The sequence below is a fragment of the Stutzerimonas stutzeri genome (assembly GCF_024448935.1).
GTDB lineage: Bacteria > Pseudomonadota > Gammaproteobacteria > Pseudomonadales > Pseudomonadaceae > Stutzerimonas > Stutzerimonas stutzeri_AO.
In genome coordinates this window covers 14,963-32,905 of the sequence record NZ_JAMOIE010000014.1, presented here as the reverse complement: position 1 = coordinate 32,905, position 17,943 = coordinate 14,963, and the positions used below count along the sequence as shown (strand labels likewise).

General features: G+C 61.6%; 17 protein-coding genes. 6 read left to right on the top strand and 11 right to left on the bottom strand.

Going from position 1 to position 17,943, the window contains the following annotated elements:
• Positions 1 to 48: 48 nt before the first annotated feature.
• The 5 genes from NA637_RS06255 to tldD all read left to right on the top strand — a co-directional run bounded on the left by NA637_RS06255 (position 49) and on the right by tldD (position 8,409).
• Positions 49 to 639 (top strand): Maf family protein, encoded by a 591-nt coding sequence (locus NA637_RS06255; protein WP_256071471.1) that lies wholly within the window; start codon positions 49 to 51, stop codon positions 637 to 639.
• 89 nt (positions 640 to 728) lie between these two features.
• Entirely contained in the window at positions 729 to 2,186 is a 1,458-nt protein-coding gene (gene rng, locus NA637_RS06250; protein WP_256071470.1) for a ribonuclease G, read from the top strand.
• Between the two features lie 87 nt (positions 2,187 to 2,273).
• The gene (locus NA637_RS06245) at positions 2,274 to 6,074 is read left to right on the top strand and encodes a YhdP family protein (RefSeq protein WP_256071469.1); all 3,801 of its coding nucleotides are present in this window, start codon (positions 2,274 to 2,276) and stop codon (positions 6,072 to 6,074) included.
• Positions 6,075 to 6,118: 44 nt separating this feature from the next.
• The gene (locus NA637_RS06240) at positions 6,119 to 6,964 is read left to right on the top strand and encodes a carbon-nitrogen hydrolase family protein (RefSeq protein WP_256071468.1); all 846 of its coding nucleotides are present in this window, start codon (positions 6,119 to 6,121) and stop codon (positions 6,962 to 6,964) included.
• Positions 6,965 to 6,966: 2 nt separating this feature from the next.
• Positions 6,967 to 8,409 (top strand): metalloprotease TldD, encoded by a 1,443-nt coding sequence (gene tldD / locus NA637_RS06235; RefSeq protein WP_256071467.1) that lies wholly within the window; start codon positions 6,967 to 6,969, stop codon positions 8,407 to 8,409.
• A 121-nt stretch (positions 8,410 to 8,530) separates the two neighbouring features.
• Here tldD and yjgA read toward each other — a convergent pair whose 3' ends face one another.
• A complete protein-coding gene (yjgA, locus tag NA637_RS06230) occupies positions 8,531 to 9,052 on the bottom strand; it encodes a ribosome biogenesis factor YjgA (protein WP_256071466.1) in 522 nt (173 codons plus the stop codon).
• Between the two features lie 106 nt (positions 9,053 to 9,158).
• Here yjgA and pmbA point away from each other — a divergent pair, with 106 nt between their 5' ends.
• Positions 9,159 to 10,505 (top strand): metalloprotease PmbA, encoded by a 1,347-nt coding sequence (pmbA, locus tag NA637_RS06225; protein ID WP_256071465.1) that lies wholly within the window; start codon positions 9,159 to 9,161, stop codon positions 10,503 to 10,505.
• A gap of 124 nt (positions 10,506 to 10,629) precedes the next feature.
• On the opposite strand, the gene NA637_RS06220 is transcribed toward pmbA, so the two are convergent.
• The 10 genes from NA637_RS06220 to NA637_RS06175 all read right to left on the bottom strand — a co-directional run bounded on the left by NA637_RS06220 (position 10,630) and on the right by NA637_RS06175 (position 17,925).
• Positions 10,630 to 10,902 carry an HPr family phosphocarrier protein gene (locus NA637_RS06220; RefSeq protein WP_256071464.1) on the bottom strand — a complete coding sequence of 91 codons (273 nt, stop codon included), beginning with the start codon at positions 10,900 to 10,902 and terminating at the stop codon, positions 10,630 to 10,632.
• Positions 10,903 to 10,910: 8 nt separating this feature from the next.
• Positions 10,911 to 11,768: an RNase adapter RapZ gene (gene rapZ, locus NA637_RS06215; RefSeq protein WP_256071463.1), complete on the bottom strand. Its 858-nt coding sequence runs from the start codon at positions 11,766 to 11,768 to the stop codon at positions 10,911 to 10,913.
• 299 nt (positions 11,769 to 12,067) lie between these two features.
• Positions 12,068 to 12,532: a PTS IIA-like nitrogen regulatory protein PtsN gene (gene ptsN, locus NA637_RS06210; protein ID WP_256071462.1), complete on the bottom strand. Its 465-nt coding sequence runs from the start codon at positions 12,530 to 12,532 to the stop codon at positions 12,068 to 12,070.
• Between the two features lie 6 nt (positions 12,533 to 12,538).
• Positions 12,539 to 12,847 (bottom strand): ribosome hibernation-promoting factor, HPF/YfiA family, encoded by a 309-nt coding sequence (hpf, locus tag NA637_RS06205; RefSeq protein WP_256071461.1) that lies wholly within the window; start codon positions 12,845 to 12,847, stop codon positions 12,539 to 12,541.
• A 77-nt stretch (positions 12,848 to 12,924) separates the two neighbouring features.
• Positions 12,925 to 14,442, bottom strand: coding sequence for an RNA polymerase factor sigma-54 (locus NA637_RS06200; protein ID WP_256071460.1), 1,518 nt, complete (start codon positions 14,440 to 14,442; stop codon positions 12,925 to 12,927).
• A gap of 145 nt (positions 14,443 to 14,587) precedes the next feature.
• A complete protein-coding gene (lptB, locus tag NA637_RS06195) occupies positions 14,588 to 15,313 on the bottom strand; it encodes an LPS export ABC transporter ATP-binding protein (RefSeq protein WP_256071459.1) in 726 nt (241 codons plus the stop codon).
• Positions 15,313 to 15,861, bottom strand: coding sequence for a lipopolysaccharide transport periplasmic protein LptA (lptA, locus tag NA637_RS06190; protein WP_256071458.1), 549 nt, complete (start codon positions 15,859 to 15,861; stop codon positions 15,313 to 15,315). Before lptA ends, lptB begins: the two co-directional genes overlap by 1 nt.
• Positions 15,848 to 16,420 (bottom strand): LPS export ABC transporter periplasmic protein LptC, encoded by a 573-nt coding sequence (gene lptC, locus NA637_RS06185; RefSeq protein ID WP_256071457.1) that lies wholly within the window; start codon positions 16,418 to 16,420, stop codon positions 15,848 to 15,850. The genes lptA and lptC overlap by 14 nt, the downstream gene beginning before the upstream one ends.
• Positions 16,421 to 16,428: 8 nt before the next feature.
• Positions 16,429 to 16,950 (bottom strand): KdsC family phosphatase, encoded by a 522-nt coding sequence (locus NA637_RS06180; RefSeq protein WP_256071456.1) that lies wholly within the window; start codon positions 16,948 to 16,950, stop codon positions 16,429 to 16,431.
• Positions 16,951 to 17,925 carry a KpsF/GutQ family sugar-phosphate isomerase gene (locus tag NA637_RS06175; RefSeq protein WP_256071455.1) on the bottom strand — a complete coding sequence of 325 codons (975 nt, stop codon included), beginning with the start codon at positions 17,923 to 17,925 and terminating at the stop codon, positions 16,951 to 16,953.
• Between the last annotated feature and the right edge of the window lie 18 nt (positions 17,926 to 17,943).

The following is a 17,943-nucleotide window of genomic DNA, read 5'->3' as shown; positions in this document are numbered from 1 at the left end:
GTTGTGCGGATGTGTGAATCTGCTGCGCTCGACCACCCAGGAGCCGGCATGCCCAATTTGTTTCTTGCCTCCGCGTCGCCACGACGCCGTGAATTGCTGACTCAGATCGGCGTTCCATTCTCCCTTCTTTCCGTTGCCATCGACGAAACGCCCGGCGCAGCGGAATCGCCTGATGTCTATGTCCAGCGCCTGGCGCGGGAGAAGGCCTTGGCTGGCCTGGCGCTCGTCGGCGACGACTCGGCTTGCGTGATGGGCGCAGACACGACGGTTGTGTTGGATCAGCAAATTCTGGGCAAGCCGGTCGACAAGGCGGATGCGCTGGCAATGCTGCGCGCCCTCTCTGGGCGTGAGCACGAGGTGATGACCGCCGTTGCGTTGGCTAATCGGTCGGGTTGCGCGGTGCGGCTGGTTCCCAGCCGGGTGCGCTTCCGTCCGATCAGTATCGACGAAGCCGAAGCCTACTGGGCCAGCGGCGAGCCGCAGGACAAGGCCGGCAGTTACGCGATCCAGGGCTGGGGTGCGGTATTCGTCAGCGCGCTGGAAGGCAGCTATTCGGCCGTGGTTGGGCTGCCGTTGTGTGAAACGGCCCAACTGCTCGACGCATTCGGGCTTCCGTACTGGTGTAAAAGCTCGGTATAGAGCCTGGGGCTTGGCGGCGTATGCCGTTAGAATCGAGCCAACTGGTCAGCTTCGGCTGCTATACCCACCGCCATCGGCCGAGAACAATAATGAGCGAAGAAATCCTGATGAACATCACCCCCATGGAGTCGCGGGTGGCGGTGGTGGAAAACGGCGTCCTGCAGGAAGTGCATGTCGAGCGCACCCAGCGCCGGGGCATCGTCGGCAACATCTACAAGGGCAAGGTGGTGCGGGTGCTGCCCGGCATGCAGGCGGCGTTCGTCGACATCGGGCTGGAACGAGCGGCGTTCATTCATGCCTCGGAGATTTCCAACCGTGAAGGCAACGCTGTCGAACCGATCAGCGCCTTGGTCCATGATGGGCAGGCCTTGGTCGTGCAGGTGACCAAGGACCCGATCGGCACCAAGGGCGCGCGGCTGACGACCCAGTTATCGATACCTTCGCGCTACCTGGTGTACATGCCCAAAACCAGCCATGTCGGGATTTCTCTGCGTATCGAGGATGAAGGCGAGCGCGAGCGACTCAAGCAGGTAGTGGCCGAGTGCGTTGTGGCCGAAGGCATCGAGGAAACCGGTGGCTTCATCCTGCGCACTGCTGCCGAGGGCGCCGGCAGCGATGAGATTCTGATGGACATCCGCTACCTGCGCCGCCTATGGGAGCAAATCGACGGGCAAATGAAAACGGCCGGCGCGCCCTCGATCATCTACGAGGACCTGTCTCTGGCCATGCGCACCCTGCGTGATCTGGTCAATCCGCGTATCGAGAAGATTCGCATCGACTCGCGGGAAAACTTTCAGAAAGTCAGCCAGTTCGTCGATGAGCTGATGCCCGAGCTCGGCGAGCATCTTGAGCACTACCCCGGCGAGCGGCCGATCTTCGACCTGTACAGCGTCGAGGACGAAATCCAGAAGGCGCTCGAGCGCAAGGTCATGCTCAAGTCTGGCGGTTATCTGATCATCGATCCGGCCGAAGCGATGACCACCATCGACGTCAACACCGGTGCCTTCGTCGGTCATCGCACCCTCGAAGAAACCATTTTCAAGACCAACCTCGAGTCGGCCACCGCGATTGCGCGCCAGTTGCGGCTGCGCAACATCGGCGGCATCATCATCATCGATTTCATCGACATGGAGGATGAAGAACACCGGCGCCAGGTTTTGCGTACACTGGAAAAACAGCTTGAACGTGATCACGCCAAGACCAACATCATCGGCATCACCGAGCTGGGCCTGGTGCAGATGACCCGCAAACGCACCCGCGAAAGCCTCGAACAGGTATTGTGCGAGCCCTGCATGTGCTGCCAGGGACGCGGCAAGTTGAAAACGCCGGAAACCGTCTGCTATGAGATCTTCCGCGAGATCCTCCGGGAAGCGCGCGCGTACCAGCCCGAAGGCTACAGGGTACTGGCGAACCAGAAGGTCATTGACCGGCTGCTGGACGAGGAGTCGGGCAACGTCGCTGACCTCGAGAGCTTCATCGGCCGCTCGATCAAATTCCAGGTGGAGACCATCTATTCCCAGGAACAGTACGACGTGGTGCTGCTCTGACCAGGCTCTGTTGCCGTTTTGCTGCGGCCGCGACGAAACGGCAACGGACCCTGGGCGCTCGGGCCTGGGCGTGCGGAGCGTAGCCGCATGAGTCGGCTCTTGACCATCGTACTGGCCGTTTTGCGCCGCAGCCTCTGGCTGGGTGCAATGGGCGTGATATTGCTTGCGCTCTATGTGAGCCTCGGGCGGCAGTTGGTGCCGCTGGTGGCTGAATATCGCCTCGAGGTTCAGGACAAAGCGCGCGACCTGCTCAATATGCCGGTTACGCTCGGCCAGCTGGAAGGCCGCTGGGAGGGTTTTGCTCCCCAACTGATGGCTCACAACGTGATTATCGGTGAAGGCGACGGGGCGGTACGCCTGGATCGTCTGGCTCTGGTGCCTGACGTTTCGGGCAGTCTTCTGGCCCGACAGCTGAAACTGGATACCGTTGAATTGGCCGGCCTGAGCCTCGGCCTGGTGCAGACGGCTGAAGGTAAATGGCGTGTCGATGGCCTGCCCGAGCGTGGCGACCAACCGCCGCTGAACCTGGCGACGTCGATTACTCGATTGCAGCGTATCGGGCGTCTTCGGTTGCTGGATAGCCAGTTGACCGTTGAGGCCCTCGACGAAGCGCCTCTGACGTTGACCTATGCCAATCTCGAATTGCACAGCCTGGGACAGCGGCTGGGCCTGGATGGTCGCCTGTTGCTTCCCGATGGGCAGCCGCTGAGCCTGCATGCCGAGGCGCAGGTGCAGCCGGCGGACTGGCTGGCCAGCGACGCTGAACTGTACCTCAGCTTGCCGCAAAGCGACTGGGCGGCCTGGTTGCCTGCGAGCCTGACCGGAAGCTGGAACCTCGAGCAGTTGCAGGCGGGCGGCGAGCTGTGGCTCGACTGGCGCGGGCGCGGACTGTCCCGAGCAGTTGCTCGGCTGAATGCGCCCGCGGTGCGGTTGGGCCGCCAGCCCGACGGTCCGCTAACGATCGAGGATCTGGTGGTAAATGCCTACCTTGACCGAGCGAGCGAGGGCTACCGGCTCCAGCTCGACGGGCTGGCGTTCACCTTCGACAATGACCGTTGGCGGGATACGACACTGCTTGCCCAGCACAATCTTGCTGAAGAGAGCTGGCGACTGCAGGCCGATCGCATCGCTGTCGCGCCGGTGGCAAAACTGGTCGAGGCGATACTGCCACTGCCCGAGCTGGCCCGTGAGTATCTGCAAGGTCTTGCTCCCAGCGGAACGCTGCGCAATCTGCAAGTCGATTACCGCCCAGCGGCGACCCGTGACGAGCGCCTGGCTTTCACTGCCAACCTCGATGCAATCAGTATCGCTGCGCATCAATGGGTGCCGGCTGTGCGCAACGTCAGCGGCGCGGTGCGGGGCAATCTGGGCGGGGGCGAGCTGCGCTTCGACAATCGGGATTTCGCGCTGCATCTGGCTAAACTGTTTCCGCGTCCCTGGGATTATCAGCGTGCCCGTGGAAGCCTCCGTTGGACCCTCGACGATCAGGCGTTCACCCTCGCCGCGCCCTACCTGCAGGTGGAAGGCGAAGAGGGCCATATCGCTGGCGATTTCCTCATCCGTCTGATGCGCGATCCGGCGGCCGAGGACTACATGGACCTGCGTGTCGGCCTCTCCGATGGAGACGCGCGCTACACCGGGAAGTATCTACCGACACGCTCGTCAGCGCTGAGCCCGGCATTGGCCGAGTGGCTGAGCACCGCGATTCGCGGCGGCACCGTCGAGCAGGGTTATTTTCAGTATCAGGGTTCGCTGAACACGAACGCTGCGTCTACAGACCGCAGCCTGAGCCTGTACTTCAAGGTGAAAGATGCCGAGTTGGCGTTCCAGCCGGGCTGGCCGGTGTTGCGTGAAGGTCGCGCAGAGGTGCTCATCGAGAACAGCGGAGTGCGCGTGCGCCTGGCCGATGCACGGATGCTTGACAGCCGTGTGCACGACGCGACGGCTGAACTCCTTCGCAACCCTGACGCCAAGACGGCAAAGCTGGACATCAACGGGCAGGTGGACGGCTATGTTCGGGATGCATTGACCCTGCTGCAGGTAGCGCCGATCGGCACGGGCGAGTTGTTCGCCGGCTGGCACGGCGATGGGCCGTTGAGCGGCACGCTCAGGCTGGGCATTCCTCTGGCCAAAGGCGGGCAGCCTCAGGTCGATGCCGAGTTTTCGACAGCCGATGCCTCTCTGTTCATCGCCCAGGCGGATCTGCAAATCGGGGCGCTGGAAGGCGCCTTTCGCTACGACAGCGAACGTGGCTTCAGCGCAAAGGCTTTTCAGGGCCGCGCGCTGGGCAGTGCGATCAAGGGGCGGGCATTTGCGGCCGGCGAACCGGGCAGACCATCCACGCGGATCGAAGCGACCGGGACGGTCGGCGTGACGCCACTTCTGGCCTGGCGCAACATTGAACAGCCCTTGCCCGCCTCAGGGACGCTGCCCCTGCGGCTGAGCCTATTTCTGAGCAGTACGGACAACCACCTGCAGGTGGACTCTTCTCTGTTGGGTGCCACGTTGGCGCTTCCTGCACCCTTCGGCAAGACGGCCGGGGAGCGGCGCGACACGACGTTACGTATGACCTTCGGTGGTGAGCGGCAGCGCTATACGCTCCGATATGACGCGCTGGCAGCACTGACCTTCGTCGCGCCGAACGACGACTGGCGCGTGGGCGGCGGTGAGCTGGTGCTCGGTGGCGCTGCGGCGAACCTGCGCACCGATGAGGGTTTCTACATACGTGGCAGCGTGCCGCGCTTCGATCTGGGCGAGTGGCAGGCCTTGCTGGACCAATATGGCGGCGCGGCAACGGCTCCGGGCGGTTCGATGTTACGGCGCGCTCAACTCGAGATCGGTGTCTTTTCTGGGCTTGGTGCAGAGGTCGACAATCTGCGCGTCGAGCTGCAGCGCCAGCGAGCAGGCTGGCGGCTTGGCTTGCAGAGCGATACGGTGGCGGGGACCGTTCGCTTGCCCGATGCCGAGGGCGCGCCGATCGCGGTTGACCTGTCGCGCTTGCGCTTTCCTGGCGCCGAACCCAGCGACGCCGAGGCGCCGCTTCAGGATCGCCTGGCCGGCGTCGATCCGAAGGCTCTGCCTGCGGTTGATATTGTCGTAGCCGAACTGCTGCGGGGCAACGAGCTGCTGGGGGCGGGCGCATTGAAGATGCGACCCAGCGCAGAGGGGGTCACATTCCTTGACCTCGACCTCAATCTCAGGGGGCTGAAGATCGGTGGTGCTGGCGGATGGAACGGTTCGCGGACCTGGTACAAGGGTCGGTTGGAGGGTAAGGACCTTGCCGATGTTTTGCTGGCCTGGGGCTTCGCGCCCTCGACCACCAGCGAGGATTTCCGGCTGGACGTGGATGGCGGCTGGTCCGGCTCACCGGCGGCCTTCGCGCTAAATCGGTTCTCCGGTCGGCTCGACGCCCGGTTGCGCAAGGGCCAGCTGCATGAGGTAGACGGCGGCGCGCAGGCGCTACGGGTATTTGGTTTGCTGAATTTCGATTCGATCGGGCGGCGCCTGCGGCTGGATTTTTCGGACCTGTTCAGCAAGGGCCTGAGCTACGACCGAATCAAGGCCGAGCTGCGTGCGACGAACGGCGTCTACGTGACGACCGGGCCGCTGACAGTCGCAGGGCCCTCCAGTAACCTCGAACTGGATGGCCGCCTGGATCTGGTCGAGGATCGCATCGACGCCAAGCTGTCGGTGACACTCCCGGTGAGCAACAACTTGCCGTTGGCTGCACTGATCGTCGGCGCACCGGCCATCGGTGGCGCCCTGTTCGTCGTCGATAAATTGCTGGGCGACAGGGTCGCACGCTTTGCGACTGTTCGATACAGCGTCGAGGGGCCTTGGCAGGCGCCGACCATCAGTTACGACAAGCCCTTCGAAAAACCCAACTGATCCGCGTGCCGACAGATGGAGGCGTGCTGCAGAGGAGCCTCAATATGACCCTGGCGGTTATCCAGATGGCCAGTCAGGCCGACATCCGGGCGAACCTCGCCAACGCCAGACGGCTGCTGCAACGAGCCGCTGAGGCGGGCGCACAGCTCGCGGTGCTGCCCGAGAACTTCGCAGCCATGGGCCGCACCGATCTGCCGGCGGTCGGGCGTGCCGAAGCCGAAGGGGTCGGGCCGATACTGCCCTGGTTGAAACGGACTGCCATCGACCTCAGGTTATGGATAGTTGCCGGCACGCTACCGCTGCCGGCGGACGGCCAGCCGCAGGCCAAGGTTCGGGCTTGCTCGCTGCTGGTGGATGATCAGGGGCAGCGAGTCGCACGCTACGACAAGCTGCATCTGTTCGATGCGCACGTCAGCGATGCGCGTGGCCGCTATCAGGAGTCGAATGACTATGCGGCGGGCGACCGCTTGGTGGTGGTCGATACGCCGGTTGGTCGGCTGGGCATGAGTGTCTGTTACGACCTGCGATTCGCTGAGTTGTACACAGCTCTGCGTCTGGCTGGGGCCGAGTTGATCAGTGTTCCGTCGGCGTTTACTGCGGTGACCGGCCAGGCGCATTGGGAGATGTTGTTGCGCGCGCGGGCCATCGAGACACAATGCTATATGCTGGCGGCAGCGCAGGGTGGCGAACACCCAGGCGGGCGGTTGACCCACGGCCATTCATCTGTTGTTGATTACTGGGGGCGAGTGATGCGCGAGCATTCAACCGGCGAGGCTGCATTGGTCGTCGGGCGAGACACGGCTGGTCAGGCGGCGACGCGCCAACGTATGCCGGTGCTGGATCATCGTCGTTTTACCGCGCCCCGTATCGTTTCGGGGACATTGGAGTAGATATGAGTGAACTGTTGTTAGCTGTCACCGAGCGTCTGCTAACCCCGGGCGGGTTGGGCGTCGATGACCTGCCTGAGTTGCTTGGCGAGCTGGCGGGCCCCGGGATCGACGCCGCCGACCTCTATTTCCAGGATCAGGTGACCGAGTCCTGGGTGTTGGAAGACGGGATCGTCAAGGAGGGCGGTTTCCATCTGGAGCAAGGCGTAGGTGTGCGCGCGCTGTCCGGTGAAAAGACCGGCTTCGCCTACAGCAATGCGATCACTGCCGAGGCGCTACGGCAGGCCGCCGAAGCGGCTCGTTCGATTGCCAGGAACGGCCAGCAGGGGCGCGTCAAGGTGCTGTCCAGCGCCGCTTTTTCGCCGCTATACGGTCAGGACAATCCGCTGGACGGGCTCGGTCGAGCGGAAAAGGTCGAGCTGCTCAAGCGTATCGATGTCGCCACACGGGCGCTGGACCCGCGTATCAAGCAAGTCACCGTAAGCCTGGCGGGCGTCTGGGAGCACATTCTGGTGGCTGGCCTGGACGGCGGCATGGCGGCCGACATACGGCCGTTGGTGCGCTTCAATGTCAGCGTTATCGTCGAGCAGAACGGACGTCGTGAGCGCGGTGGCCAGGGCGGCGGCGGGCGTACCGGCTATGACTATTTTCTCGGTGAGGACCGAGCAATGGGCTATGCCCGCGAGGCCTTGCGTCAAGCGCTGGTGAATCTGGACGCCGTTGCCGCCCCCGCCGGGACGCTCCCGGTGGTATTGGCGCCGGGCTGGTCCGGCGTATTGCTGCACGAGGCTGTCGGGCATGGCCTGGAAGGCGACTTCAATCGCAAGGGCAGTTCGGCCTACAGCGGCCGGATAGGTCAGCAGGTCGCCTCCAAGCTGTGCACCATCGTCGATGACGGCACGCTGGTCAATCGGCGTGGCTCGTTGAGCGTTGATGACGAGGGCACGCCGACGCAGTGCACCACCCTGATCGAGAACGGCATACTCAAGGGCTACATCCAGGACAAGCTCAACGCACGCTTGATGGGGGTTGCACCCACCGGCAACGGACGGCGCGAATCCTATGCCCACCTGCCAATGCCGCGGATGACCAACACCTACATGTTGGCGGGCGAAAGCGATCCCGAGGAAATCATTCGCTCGGTAAAGAAGGGTATCTACTGCGCGAGCCTCGGTGGCGGGCAGGTGGACATCACCAGCGGTAAGTTCGTGTTCTCGACCAGCGAGGCGTATCTGATCGAGGACGGCAAGATTACCGCGCCAGTCAAGGGGGCGACCCTGATCGGTAACGGGCCGGAGGTGATGAACAGAGTGTCGATGGTGGGTACCGATCTGGCCCTGGACAGCGGCGTCGGGACCTGCGGAAAGGACGGCCAGTCGGTACCGGTCGGCGTCGGTCAGCCGACGGTGAAGATCGATGGCATCACGGTGGGGGGGACCGGGGCCTGAAGCTTCTTCAAGCCGCAAGCCACAAGCTGCAAGCCACAAGCCGCAAGCCGCAAGCCGCAAGTTAAAGCCGTCCAGGGCAGGGCTCCTCTTGAAGCTTGAAGCTTGAAGCTTGAAGCTTCAGCTAGCGAAGTCCGCGTAGCGCCTCGTCCAGCTCGCGGATGTACTTGAAGATCTTGCGGCTGGCGGCCGGCGGCTTGTTCCGCGCAGCTTCGTGTTGGGCATGGCGGATCAGGCTGCGCAGGTGCTGACGGTCGGTTTCGGGATATTCGATGATGAAGGCTTCGAGGGTTTCGTCATTGCCAGCGATCAGACGGTCGCGCCAGCGCTCCAAGGCGTGGAAGCGTTCGTTGTACTGGCGGGTCGAGGCATCGAGCTGGTCGACCAGGGCGAGAATGGCGTCGACATCCTGATCACGCATCAGTTTGCCGATGTATTGCAGGTGACGTTTGCGCGCGATATGCGCAGTGTGTTTCGGTGCGTCGGCAAGCGCCTTGCGCAGTGCATCGGTAAGTGGCAGGCGGTCTAGCACATCGGGCTTTAGGGTCGTGAGGCGTTCACCCAGATCCTGCAGAGCATGCAGTTCGCGCTTGACCTGGGTTTTGCTTTTTTCCTCGAAACCGTCGAGATCGGAAATATCAGGCATGGGGCTGATCCAGTAGGTAATGCCGCCATGATAACAGTAGCCTAGCGACGGAGCTCAGCCGAGCAGCGCTGGCTGCAACTTGGTCGAATCAGTTGTTGGAGTATGTATGAGTGAAGTCGAGGGGATCGGTCCGCATGCGTTGCCAGGCGTGCGCGAAAAGATCGCGAAGATCTTGGAGGAGGCCAGCCGACAAGGTGCCAGTGCCTGCGAAGTCTCCGTCTCGATGGAGCAGGGCCTGTCGACAACGGTCCGCCAGCGGGAAGTGGAAACGGTCGAATTCAATCGCGATCAGGGCTTCGGCATCACGCTTTACGTCGGTCAGCGCAAAGGCTCGGCGAGCACGACTGGCAGCGGCGACCAAGCGGTCCGCGAAACCGTGGCGGCTGCCTTGGCGATCGCCAAACACGCGTCCGCCGACGAGTTTGCCGGGCTTGCCGATCCGGCGTTGATGGCGAAGGACGTGCCGGACCTGGATCTCTATCATCCCTGGGGGATCTCTCCTGACGAAGCCATCGAGCTGGCGCTCAGCTGCGAGGCGGCGGCTTTCGCCGCGGACAAGCGGATTCTCAACGCCGACGGCACCAGCCTGAGCACCCACCAGGGGTGCCGCGGTTATGGCAACAGCAATGGCTTCATCGGTGCTTACTGCAGTTCTCGTCACAGCCTCAGCAGCGTGATGATTGCCGAGGCCGGCGGGCAGATGCAGCGGGATTATCACTACGACGTCTCGCGTGTTGCAGCCGACCTGGCCTCTGCCGAGTCGATTGGCCGGCGTGCCGCCGAGCGTGCCGTTCGCCGACTGGGTGCGCGTCCCGTTCCGACCTGCGATGTGCCGGTGCTGTTTTCTGCGGACCTCGCGACGGGGCTGTTTGGGCATTTTCTCGCGGCGATCTCCGGCGGCAATCTCTATCGAAACTCGTCCTATCTGGAAGGCGCACTGGGGCAGACGCTGTTTCCGCAATGGCTGAATCTCGACGAACGTCCGCATCTGCCTCGCGGGCTGGCCAGTTCGGCTTATGACGGCGATGGCCTGGCGACCTATGCCAAGCCGTTCGTCGAGAATGGCCAGTTGGTCTCTTATGTGCTTGGCACCTATTCCGGGCGCAAGCTGGGCATGCCCAGTACTGCCAATGCGGGTGGGGTACACAACCTCTTCGTCAGCCAAGGTGATGAAGACCAGGCCGCACTGATCCGCCGAATGGGCCGTGGGCTGTTGGTCACCGAACTGATGGGGCAGGGCTTGAACCTGGTGACGGGTGACTATTCGCGCGGCGCCGGTGGTTATTGGGTCGAGAACGGCGAGATTCAGTTTCCGGTGCAGGAGGTCACCATCGCGGGAAACCTGCGCGACATGTTCCGCCAGATCGTTGCGGTTGGCTGTGATGTCGAGTCGCGCAGCAGCATTCACACCGGGTCGGTGCTGATCGAGCGGATGAAGGTGGCGGGAAGCTGAAAAGACGACAACGGCGCTGGAGGCTGGAAAGCTGGACGGAAAAGCAGCCGTAAGCCGGAAACTAGCAGCCTGACCAGGTCGGGCCTGAAACTGTTCAGCCTTCAGCCTTCAGCCTTCAGCGGCTCTATTCGCCCTCTTCGAAACAGTCTTCAATCAGGGCGAGCAGCGCCTGGAGCGCTTCATGCGCCTGTTCGCCCTCTGTCTGCACGTGCAGACGGGTGCCTTTGCTGGCAGCGAGCATCATCACCGCCATGATGCTTTTGCCATCTATGAGGCTGGAGGGACAGCGCCCCAAGCGGATGTCGCAAGGGAATCGATTAGCGACTCCGACAAACTTGGCAGCTGCCCGGGCATGCAGACCGAGCTTGTTGATGATGGTGATTTCGCACGACGGCATGTGTATTCCTAGGTCAGGTCGCGGTGGCGGACCTGGACGTTCTTTAGAGGTGCGCGCAGCGCATGACCGAGCCGCTCGGCCAGATAGACCGAACGGTGGTGTCCACCGGTGCAGCCAATGGCGACCGTGACATAGGCGCGGTTGCTGGCGGCGAAGCGCGGAAGCCATTTGCTCAGGTAGGCGAAGATATCCTGAAACATCTCTTCGACATCCGTTTGCGCCGCAAGATAATCGACAACAGGCTGATCAAGCCCGGAGAAATCGCGCAGATCGGCCTTCCAGTAGGGGTTGGGCAGGCAACGCACATCGAATACCAGGTCGGCGTCCACCGGCATGCCACGTTTAAAGCCAAAGGACTCGAAGAGAAAAGCCGTACCCGGCTCCGGCTTGTCCAGCAGGCGCAGCTTCAGCGTGTCTCGTAGCTGATAAAGATTCAGGTGTGTGGTGTCGATCTTCAAATCGGCGTGATCGATGATAGGCGCCAGAAGCAATTCTTCGTCACGGATGGCTTCGGCCAGGGAGCGGTTCTGGTTGGTCAGCGGATGCCGCCTACGGGTCTCCGAAAAGCGCTTGAGCAATGTCTCGTCGGCGGCATCGAGATACAGTACATCGCACTGGATATATCGGCCACGGACGTCTTCGAGCAGCTCGGGAAAGCGTTTCAGTTGACTCGGCAGGTTGCGCGCATCGATAGACACCGCGACTTGTGGCTGCAGCAGCTCTGTGTGCAACAGCGCCCTTTCCGCCAGCTCTGGCAGAAGGCCGGCGGGGAGGTTGTCGATACAGTAGAAACCATTGTCTTCAAGGACATTTAGCGCAGTGCTCTTGCCGGAGCCAGAGCGCCCACTGACGATGATCAACCGCATCGAACTGCACCATTGAGCAGGGCTTGGCCTCGAAAAGCTTTTTTCGCGTCGCCCCGGCAGGGGCTGTATTGGCAAATAAGGGGCACGTTCTTTTCTCACTCAGCGTAGGGCGGCAGAATACTGCGCTGTCCTAGCAGGCTGTTGGAAAACCACTCGAGCAGACATGTCTCGTTAAAACAGCCACGGCTGCGAACCCGGTCAGAACACAGCCATAGCCCATCCATGCGCGTTCCTTCGGGCCTCCACGGAACCCGGCGGTCGGGCTTGCCTGCCACCGCTTAAGTTGTTTCGGCCGACCACTAACGACCGTTCTGAATATCCACCACCGCCTGATACAGTTCCTGTCCCGACGTGGCCTGGCGCAGCCGTTCACGGACCTCTTCGCGATCGAGCATGCTGGCAATCTGGCGGAGCAGCTCCAGATGTTCATCGGTGGCTGCTTCTGGCACCAGCAATACGAACAATAGATCGACGGGAGCGCCGTCGATCGCATCGAAATCTACTGGCGTATCGAGCCTCAGCACTGCACTGAGCGGCGATGTGCAGCCGGGCATACGGCAGTGCGGGATCGCAATGCCATTGCCGAAGCCGGTTGAGCCAAGTTTCTCGCGGGCAATGAAACTTTCAAAGATCGCTTGGCTATCAAGATCCGGCAGGTCCCCGCCAAGCACCTTGGCGATCTGCTCCAGGACGCGCTTCTTGCTGCCGCCCGGTACGCCCACCAGGGCGCGGCCGGGGGTCAGGATATTTTCGATTCGGATCATGATGGGTTAGCGAGCCAGGGCGCCCTGAAGGTGGTCGAGCTGCTTTTCCTTATGCTTGATGAGTTGCCGGTCGAGCTTGTCCGCAAGCAGATCGATCGCGGCGTACATGTCGCTGTGCTCGGCGTTGGCGACAACTTCGCGGCCGGCTACATGCAAGGTCGCTTCGGCCTTCTGCCTCAGCTTCTCGACCTGAAGAATGACTTGAATGGCAATGATGCGATCGAAATGCCGTTCTAACCGCTCGAATTTCTCCTCGACGTAGTCACGCAGGGGTTCGGTGATTTCCAGGTGAAGGCCAGTGATGTTGACTTGCATACTGCGTCTCCTTTTTGTCACGTGCGGATTGGTGGGCTGTAAGCCGCCATCGGAAGAAATCGACCAGTGCCCTGGTGTTACATCAGCCGCTTGCGCTCGCTGGATGGCGCGATACCGAGTGATTCGCGGTACTTTGCGACGGTGCGGCGTGCGACCTGAATCCCCTGTGCCTCCAGTAGACCAGCGATCTTGCTGTCGCTCAATGGCTTTTTCTGGTTTTCCGCGGCCACCAGTTTCTTGATGATTGCGCGGATGGCGGTGGATGAACACTCGCCGCCTTCGGCAGTGCTCACATGGCTCGAGAAGAAGTATTTGAGTTCGTAGATGCCCCGGGGGGTGTGCATGAACTTTTGCGTCGTGACCCGTGAAATGGTCGACTCGTGCATCCCCACCGCTTCGGCGATGTCGTGCAGCACCAGCGGTTTCATGGCCTCGTCGCCGTGCTCGAAAAAGCCCCGCTGATGTTCGACGATCTGGGTGGCCACCTTCATCAGCGTTTCGTTGCGGCTGAGCAGGCTTTTGATGAACCAGCGGGCTTCTTGCAGCTGGTTTCGCATGAAGGTGTTATCGGTGCTGGAGTCGGCACGTTTGACGAACCCGGCGTATTGGGCATTTACCCTCAGGCGCGGCATTGCCTCCTGATTCAGTTCCACCAGCCAGCGGCCATTGTGCCGGCGCACGATCACGTCAGGCACCACATATTCGGGCTCGCCCGCTTCGATCTGCGAGCCGGGGCGTGGATTGAGCGTTTGGATCAGGTCGATGGTCTGGCGCAGTTCGTCTTCTTTGAGCTTCATCCTGCGCATCAGCAAGCTGTAATCGCGCCCGCCAAGAATATCCAGGTGATCACTCACCAGCCGGATGGCCTCACTCAGCCACTCGGTGCGTTCGGGCAGTTGACGAAGCTGCAACAACAGGCACTCGCGTAGATCGCGGGCACCGATGCCTGCGGGCTCGAACTGTTGGATGCGGCGCAGCACCACTTCGACCTCATCGAGTTCGATTTCAAGTTCTGGATCGAAGGATTCGAGGACTTCTTCAAGCGTTTCGTCGAGGTAACCCTGTGGATTGATGCAATCGATCAGGGTGGCCGCGATGAGGCGGTCGGTGTCGCTCATCGGGGCGAGGTTGAGTTGCCAGAGCAGGTGGCTTTGCAGACTTTCGCCGCTGGTGGTCCGGCTGGTGAAATCCCACTCATCGTCATCGCTGCTCGGCAAGCTGCTGGCGCTGGTCTGATAGATGTCTTCCCAGGCGGTGTCTACCGGGAGTTCATTGGGGATGCGATCGCCCCAGTCGCCTTCTTCGAGGTTCTCAACGGTATTGATGGGCTCGTCATGGTGATTGTCCGGCTCGCTCTGCGCGGGCGAGTCGGCTGGAGGGCTTTCGCTGTTCTTTTCGATCGACTCGGCCATCGGGTCGGAGTTATCGAAATCTTCTCCGTCTTCTTCGCGTTCGAGCATGGGATTGGAGTCCAGCGCTTCCTGGATCTCCTGCTGCAGATCGAGCGTGGATAGCTGGAGCAATCGTATGGCTTGTTGCAGCTGCGGTGTCATCGTCAGCTGCTGGCCCATCTTCAGGACTAGCGATGGTTTCATGGCAGAGGACTTCGAACCTTGTTTGCCGGCGCAACCGCGCCTGTTCCGATTTCGCTGGCGCCGCGCGCCCGCGTAAGCAAATTATATGCCTGCCAATGAAGCCTTTGCCTAGCCCTGCAGGTTCGTCCGGGCAGAAAAAACCACGTCAAAGGCGGAATTCGTGTCCCAGATAGACTTCCTTGACCAGTTGGTTGGCCAGGATGGTCTCTGCGTCGCCTTCGGCGATCAATTGACCGTCATTGACGATGTAGGCGGTTTCGCAGATGTCCAGCGTCTCGCGGACGTTGTGATCGGTGATCAGCACACCGATGCCCTTGACCTTCAGGTGATGAATGATCTGCTTGATGTCGCCGACCGAGATCGGGTCGACGCCAGCGAAGGGTTCGTCGAGAAGAATGAACTTGGGTGCCGTGGCCAGGGCACGGGCTATCTCGACGCGGCGTCGTTCGCCACCGGACAGGCTCATGCCGAGGCTGTCGCGGATGTGGTGAATGTGAAATTCCTGCAGCAGGCCTTCCAGGGCTTGTTGCCGACCGCTGCGGTCAAGGTCCTTGCGCGTTTCCAGGATCGCCATGATGTTGTCGGCTACCGACAGCTTGCGAAAGATCGAGGCCTCCTGCGGCAGATAGCCAATACCGGCTCGGGCTCGGCCGTGCATGGGCAGGTGCGTCACGTCCTGGTCGTCGATCAGCACCCGGCCCTGATCCGCGTTTACCAAACCGACGATCATGTAGAAGCAGGTGGTCTTGCCGGCACCATTTGGGCCCAGCAGGCCCACGATCTGGCCGCTTTCGATGGACAGACTGACATCACGCACGACCTGACGACTCTTATAGCTCTTCGCCAGATGCTGGGCCTTGAGAATTGCCATTACTCGGTCTGCTCCGTTGCCGGCCGGTCTTTCTTGCGCGGCTGGATGACCATGTCCACACGGGGGCGCGGCGTGGTCACATCGGTATCAGTGGCGCGACCAGCATTGACGATCTGCCGCTGGCTGTCATAGACGATCTTTTCGCCTTCAAACGTGTTGCCTTCCTGTACGACCTTTGCCTGGTCGATCAGCACGATCCTTTCGTTCGCGGCGAAATACTGGATGGTCAGCCCGTACGCCTTGACGATTTCCTTGTCTGCCGCTGGCTTCTGCTCGTAGTGGGCCGGCTTGCCGATGGCGGTGAAAACCTCGACATCACCGTTTTCGTCCTGGGTGATGGTGACCGTGTTGCCCGTAATTTTCATGGTGCCCTGGGTGATGACCACATCGCCGCGATAGACGGCTACGCCCTGTTTATCGTCCAGTTCGGCGGTGTCGGCCTGCACGCGGATAGGCTGGTTGCGGTCTTCTGGAAGCGCATGGGCGTTCGAGCCGAGCAGGAAGATACTCAAACCGATCAGGAGGGGGAGGGTCTTAACGCAGCTCATGCTGGCCTCTTACGTTGGATAGCAGGAGCATCCTGCCTTCATCTAGATACGCTTTCATGCCCGTAGCGGTCGTTACACCGTTTGCGGCAAGGATTCTAACGGGTTGGCGGGTCTCGGCATAATCCTTCTCGGGCAGCACCGTCATCCGGCTGGTGGTAATGACCGTCGGGCGGCCCTTGGCGTCATTGCGTTCGATCCTGACGTTATCGATCAGCTCGACTTCCTCGCCCTGCGGGCCCACTTCGCCGCGCTCGCTGGTGACCTGCCACGGCAGCTCGGACCCTCGAAAGGAACGAAGGTCGGGGCGGGTCAGCAAGCTGATATCGCTGGCCTTGATATGCTCCACCCTTTCGGCAGTCAGCTCATAGTTGCGCTTGCCGTCCGGCTGGTATTGCACGGTGCGGGAGTTGCTGACGTAGAAGTCGATGGTCGACTCTTTGTCCTGGGTCGCGGGTGCGTCCTGCATGAAGCTCTCGGGGCGAATGTTCCAGTAGCCGATCGCAATCAGAAGCAGAGCGATGAATAGCAGAATGACGGGGAAGTGGAGTCTGCTTAACATGGATGCCCCTAGAGGTAAGCGGCCTGAGCGGCTTCGAGGCTGCCCTGGGCCCGCATGATCAGTTCGCAGAATTCTCGCGCCGCGCCCTCGCCACCACGGGCGGTGGTGACGCCGTGAGCATGCTGGCGAACGAACGCGTCGGCACTGGCGACCGCCATGCCCAGGCCTACCCGGCGAATCACCGGCAGGTCTGGCAGGTCATCGCCGAGGTAGGCGACCTCGGCGTAGTCGAGGCCGAGTTCGCCGAGTAATTCATCGAGCACCACGAGCTTGTCCTCACGCCCCTGATACAGGTGCTGGATGCCCAGGTTTTGCGCCCGGCGTTCAACCACCGGGGTCTTGCGGCCGCTGATGATCGCGGTGCGTACGCCGGAGTTGATCAGCATCTTGATGCCGTGGCCGTCCAGGGTGTTGAAGGTCTTGAACTCGCTGCCATCGACAAGAAAGTACAGCTTGCCGTCGGTGAGTACGCCATCGACATCGAATATGGCCAGGCGAACGTCGCGGGCACGTCGTAACAAGTCGTTCACTTACATCACTCCTGCGCGCAACAGATCGTGCATGTTCAACGCGCCAATCGGTCGGTCGTTTTCATCAACCACCACGAGCGCGCTGATCTTGTTGTCTTCCATGATTTTCAGTGCTTGGGCCGCAAGCATGTCGGCATAAGCGGTCTTGCCGTGCAGTGTCATGACCTGATCGATGCTGGCCTGACGAATATCGATGTCCTTGTCCAGCGTGCGGCGCAAGTCGCCGTCGGTGAAGATCCCCGCCAGGCGGCCGTCTGCCTCGACCACCGCCGTCATGCCGAGTCCTTTCTGGGTCATTTCCAGCAGGGCCTCGCGCAGGGATGTGCCACGATTGATCAGCGGCAGGCGGTCGCCAGTGTGCATCACATGCTCGACCTTCAGCAGCAGGCGCCTGCCCAAGGCGCCGCCCGGATGTGAGAAGGCGAAATCCTCGGCGGTAAAGCCGCGCGCTTCCAGCAGCGCAATCGCCAGCGCGTCACCCAATACCAGGCTGACGGTGGTCGAGGATGTCGGTGCCAGGTTCAGGGGGCAGGCCTCGATGGCGACGCTCGCGTCGATGTTCACCGCCGCCGCCTTTGCGAGCACTGAATCGGGGTTGCCCGTCATGCTGATCAGGGTGATGCCGAGGCGCTTGATCAGTGGCAGCAAGGTGACGATTTCGCTGGTGGTTCCCGAATTGGAAAGCGCCAGCACCACGTCATCATGCGTGATCATCCCCATGTCGCCATGGCTGGCCTCGGCCGGATGGACGAAGAATGCCGTGGTACCGGTGCTGGCGAGCGTGGCGGCGATCTTGTTGCCGATGTGCCCGGACTTGCCCATGCCGACGACAACGACTCGGCCCTTGCACCGAAGGATGAGTTCGCAAGCGTTGACGAAGTGCTCATCGATGCGTGTGCTGAGCTGCTCCACTGCCTCCATTTCCATGCGGATGGTACGCTGGGCAGTCTCGATCAGCTGGCTGCTCTGGCTCATGTCTGGATCATCGCCTGA

Coding starts and splice junctions, on each gene's coding strand:
- NA637_RS06255 (WP_256071471.1), top strand. CDS start 49: ATGCCCAATTTGTTTCTTGCCTCCGCGTCGCCACGACGCCGTGAATTG.
- rng (WP_256071470.1), top strand. CDS start 729: ATGAGCGAAGAAATCCTGATGAACATCACCCCCATGGAGTCGCGGGTG.
- NA637_RS06245 (WP_256071469.1), top strand. CDS start 2,274: ATGAGTCGGCTCTTGACCATCGTACTGGCCGTTTTGCGCCGCAGCCTC.
- NA637_RS06240 (WP_256071468.1), top strand. CDS start 6,119: ATGACCCTGGCGGTTATCCAGATGGCCAGTCAGGCCGACATCCGGGCG.
- tldD (WP_256071467.1), top strand. CDS start 6,967: ATGAGTGAACTGTTGTTAGCTGTCACCGAGCGTCTGCTAACCCCGGGC.
- yjgA (WP_256071466.1), bottom strand. CDS start 9,052: ATGCCTGATATTTCCGATCTCGACGGTTTCGAGGAAAAAAGCAAAACC.
- pmbA (WP_256071465.1), top strand. CDS start 9,159: ATGAGTGAAGTCGAGGGGATCGGTCCGCATGCGTTGCCAGGCGTGCGC.
- NA637_RS06220 (WP_256071464.1), bottom strand. CDS start 10,902: ATGCCGTCGTGCGAAATCACCATCATCAACAAGCTCGGTCTGCATGCC.
- rapZ (WP_256071463.1), bottom strand. CDS start 11,768: ATGCGGTTGATCATCGTCAGTGGGCGCTCTGGCTCCGGCAAGAGCACT.
- ptsN (WP_256071462.1), bottom strand. CDS start 12,532: ATGATCCGAATCGAAAATATCCTGACCCCCGGCCGCGCCCTGGTGGGC.
- hpf (WP_256071461.1), bottom strand. CDS start 12,847: ATGCAAGTCAACATCACTGGCCTTCACCTGGAAATCACCGAACCCCTG.
- NA637_RS06200 (WP_256071460.1), bottom strand. CDS start 14,442: ATGAAACCATCGCTAGTCCTGAAGATGGGCCAGCAGCTGACGATGACA.
- lptB (WP_256071459.1), bottom strand. CDS start 15,313: ATGGCAATTCTCAAGGCCCAGCATCTGGCGAAGAGCTATAAGAGTCGT.
- lptA (WP_256071458.1), bottom strand. CDS start 15,861: ATGAGCTGCGTTAAGACCCTCCCCCTCCTGATCGGTTTGAGTATCTTC.
- lptC (WP_256071457.1), bottom strand. CDS start 16,420: ATGTTAAGCAGACTCCACTTCCCCGTCATTCTGCTATTCATCGCTCTG.
- NA637_RS06175 (WP_256071455.1), bottom strand. CDS start 17,925: ATGAGCCAGAGCAGCCAGCTGATCGAGACTGCCCAGCGTACCATCCGC.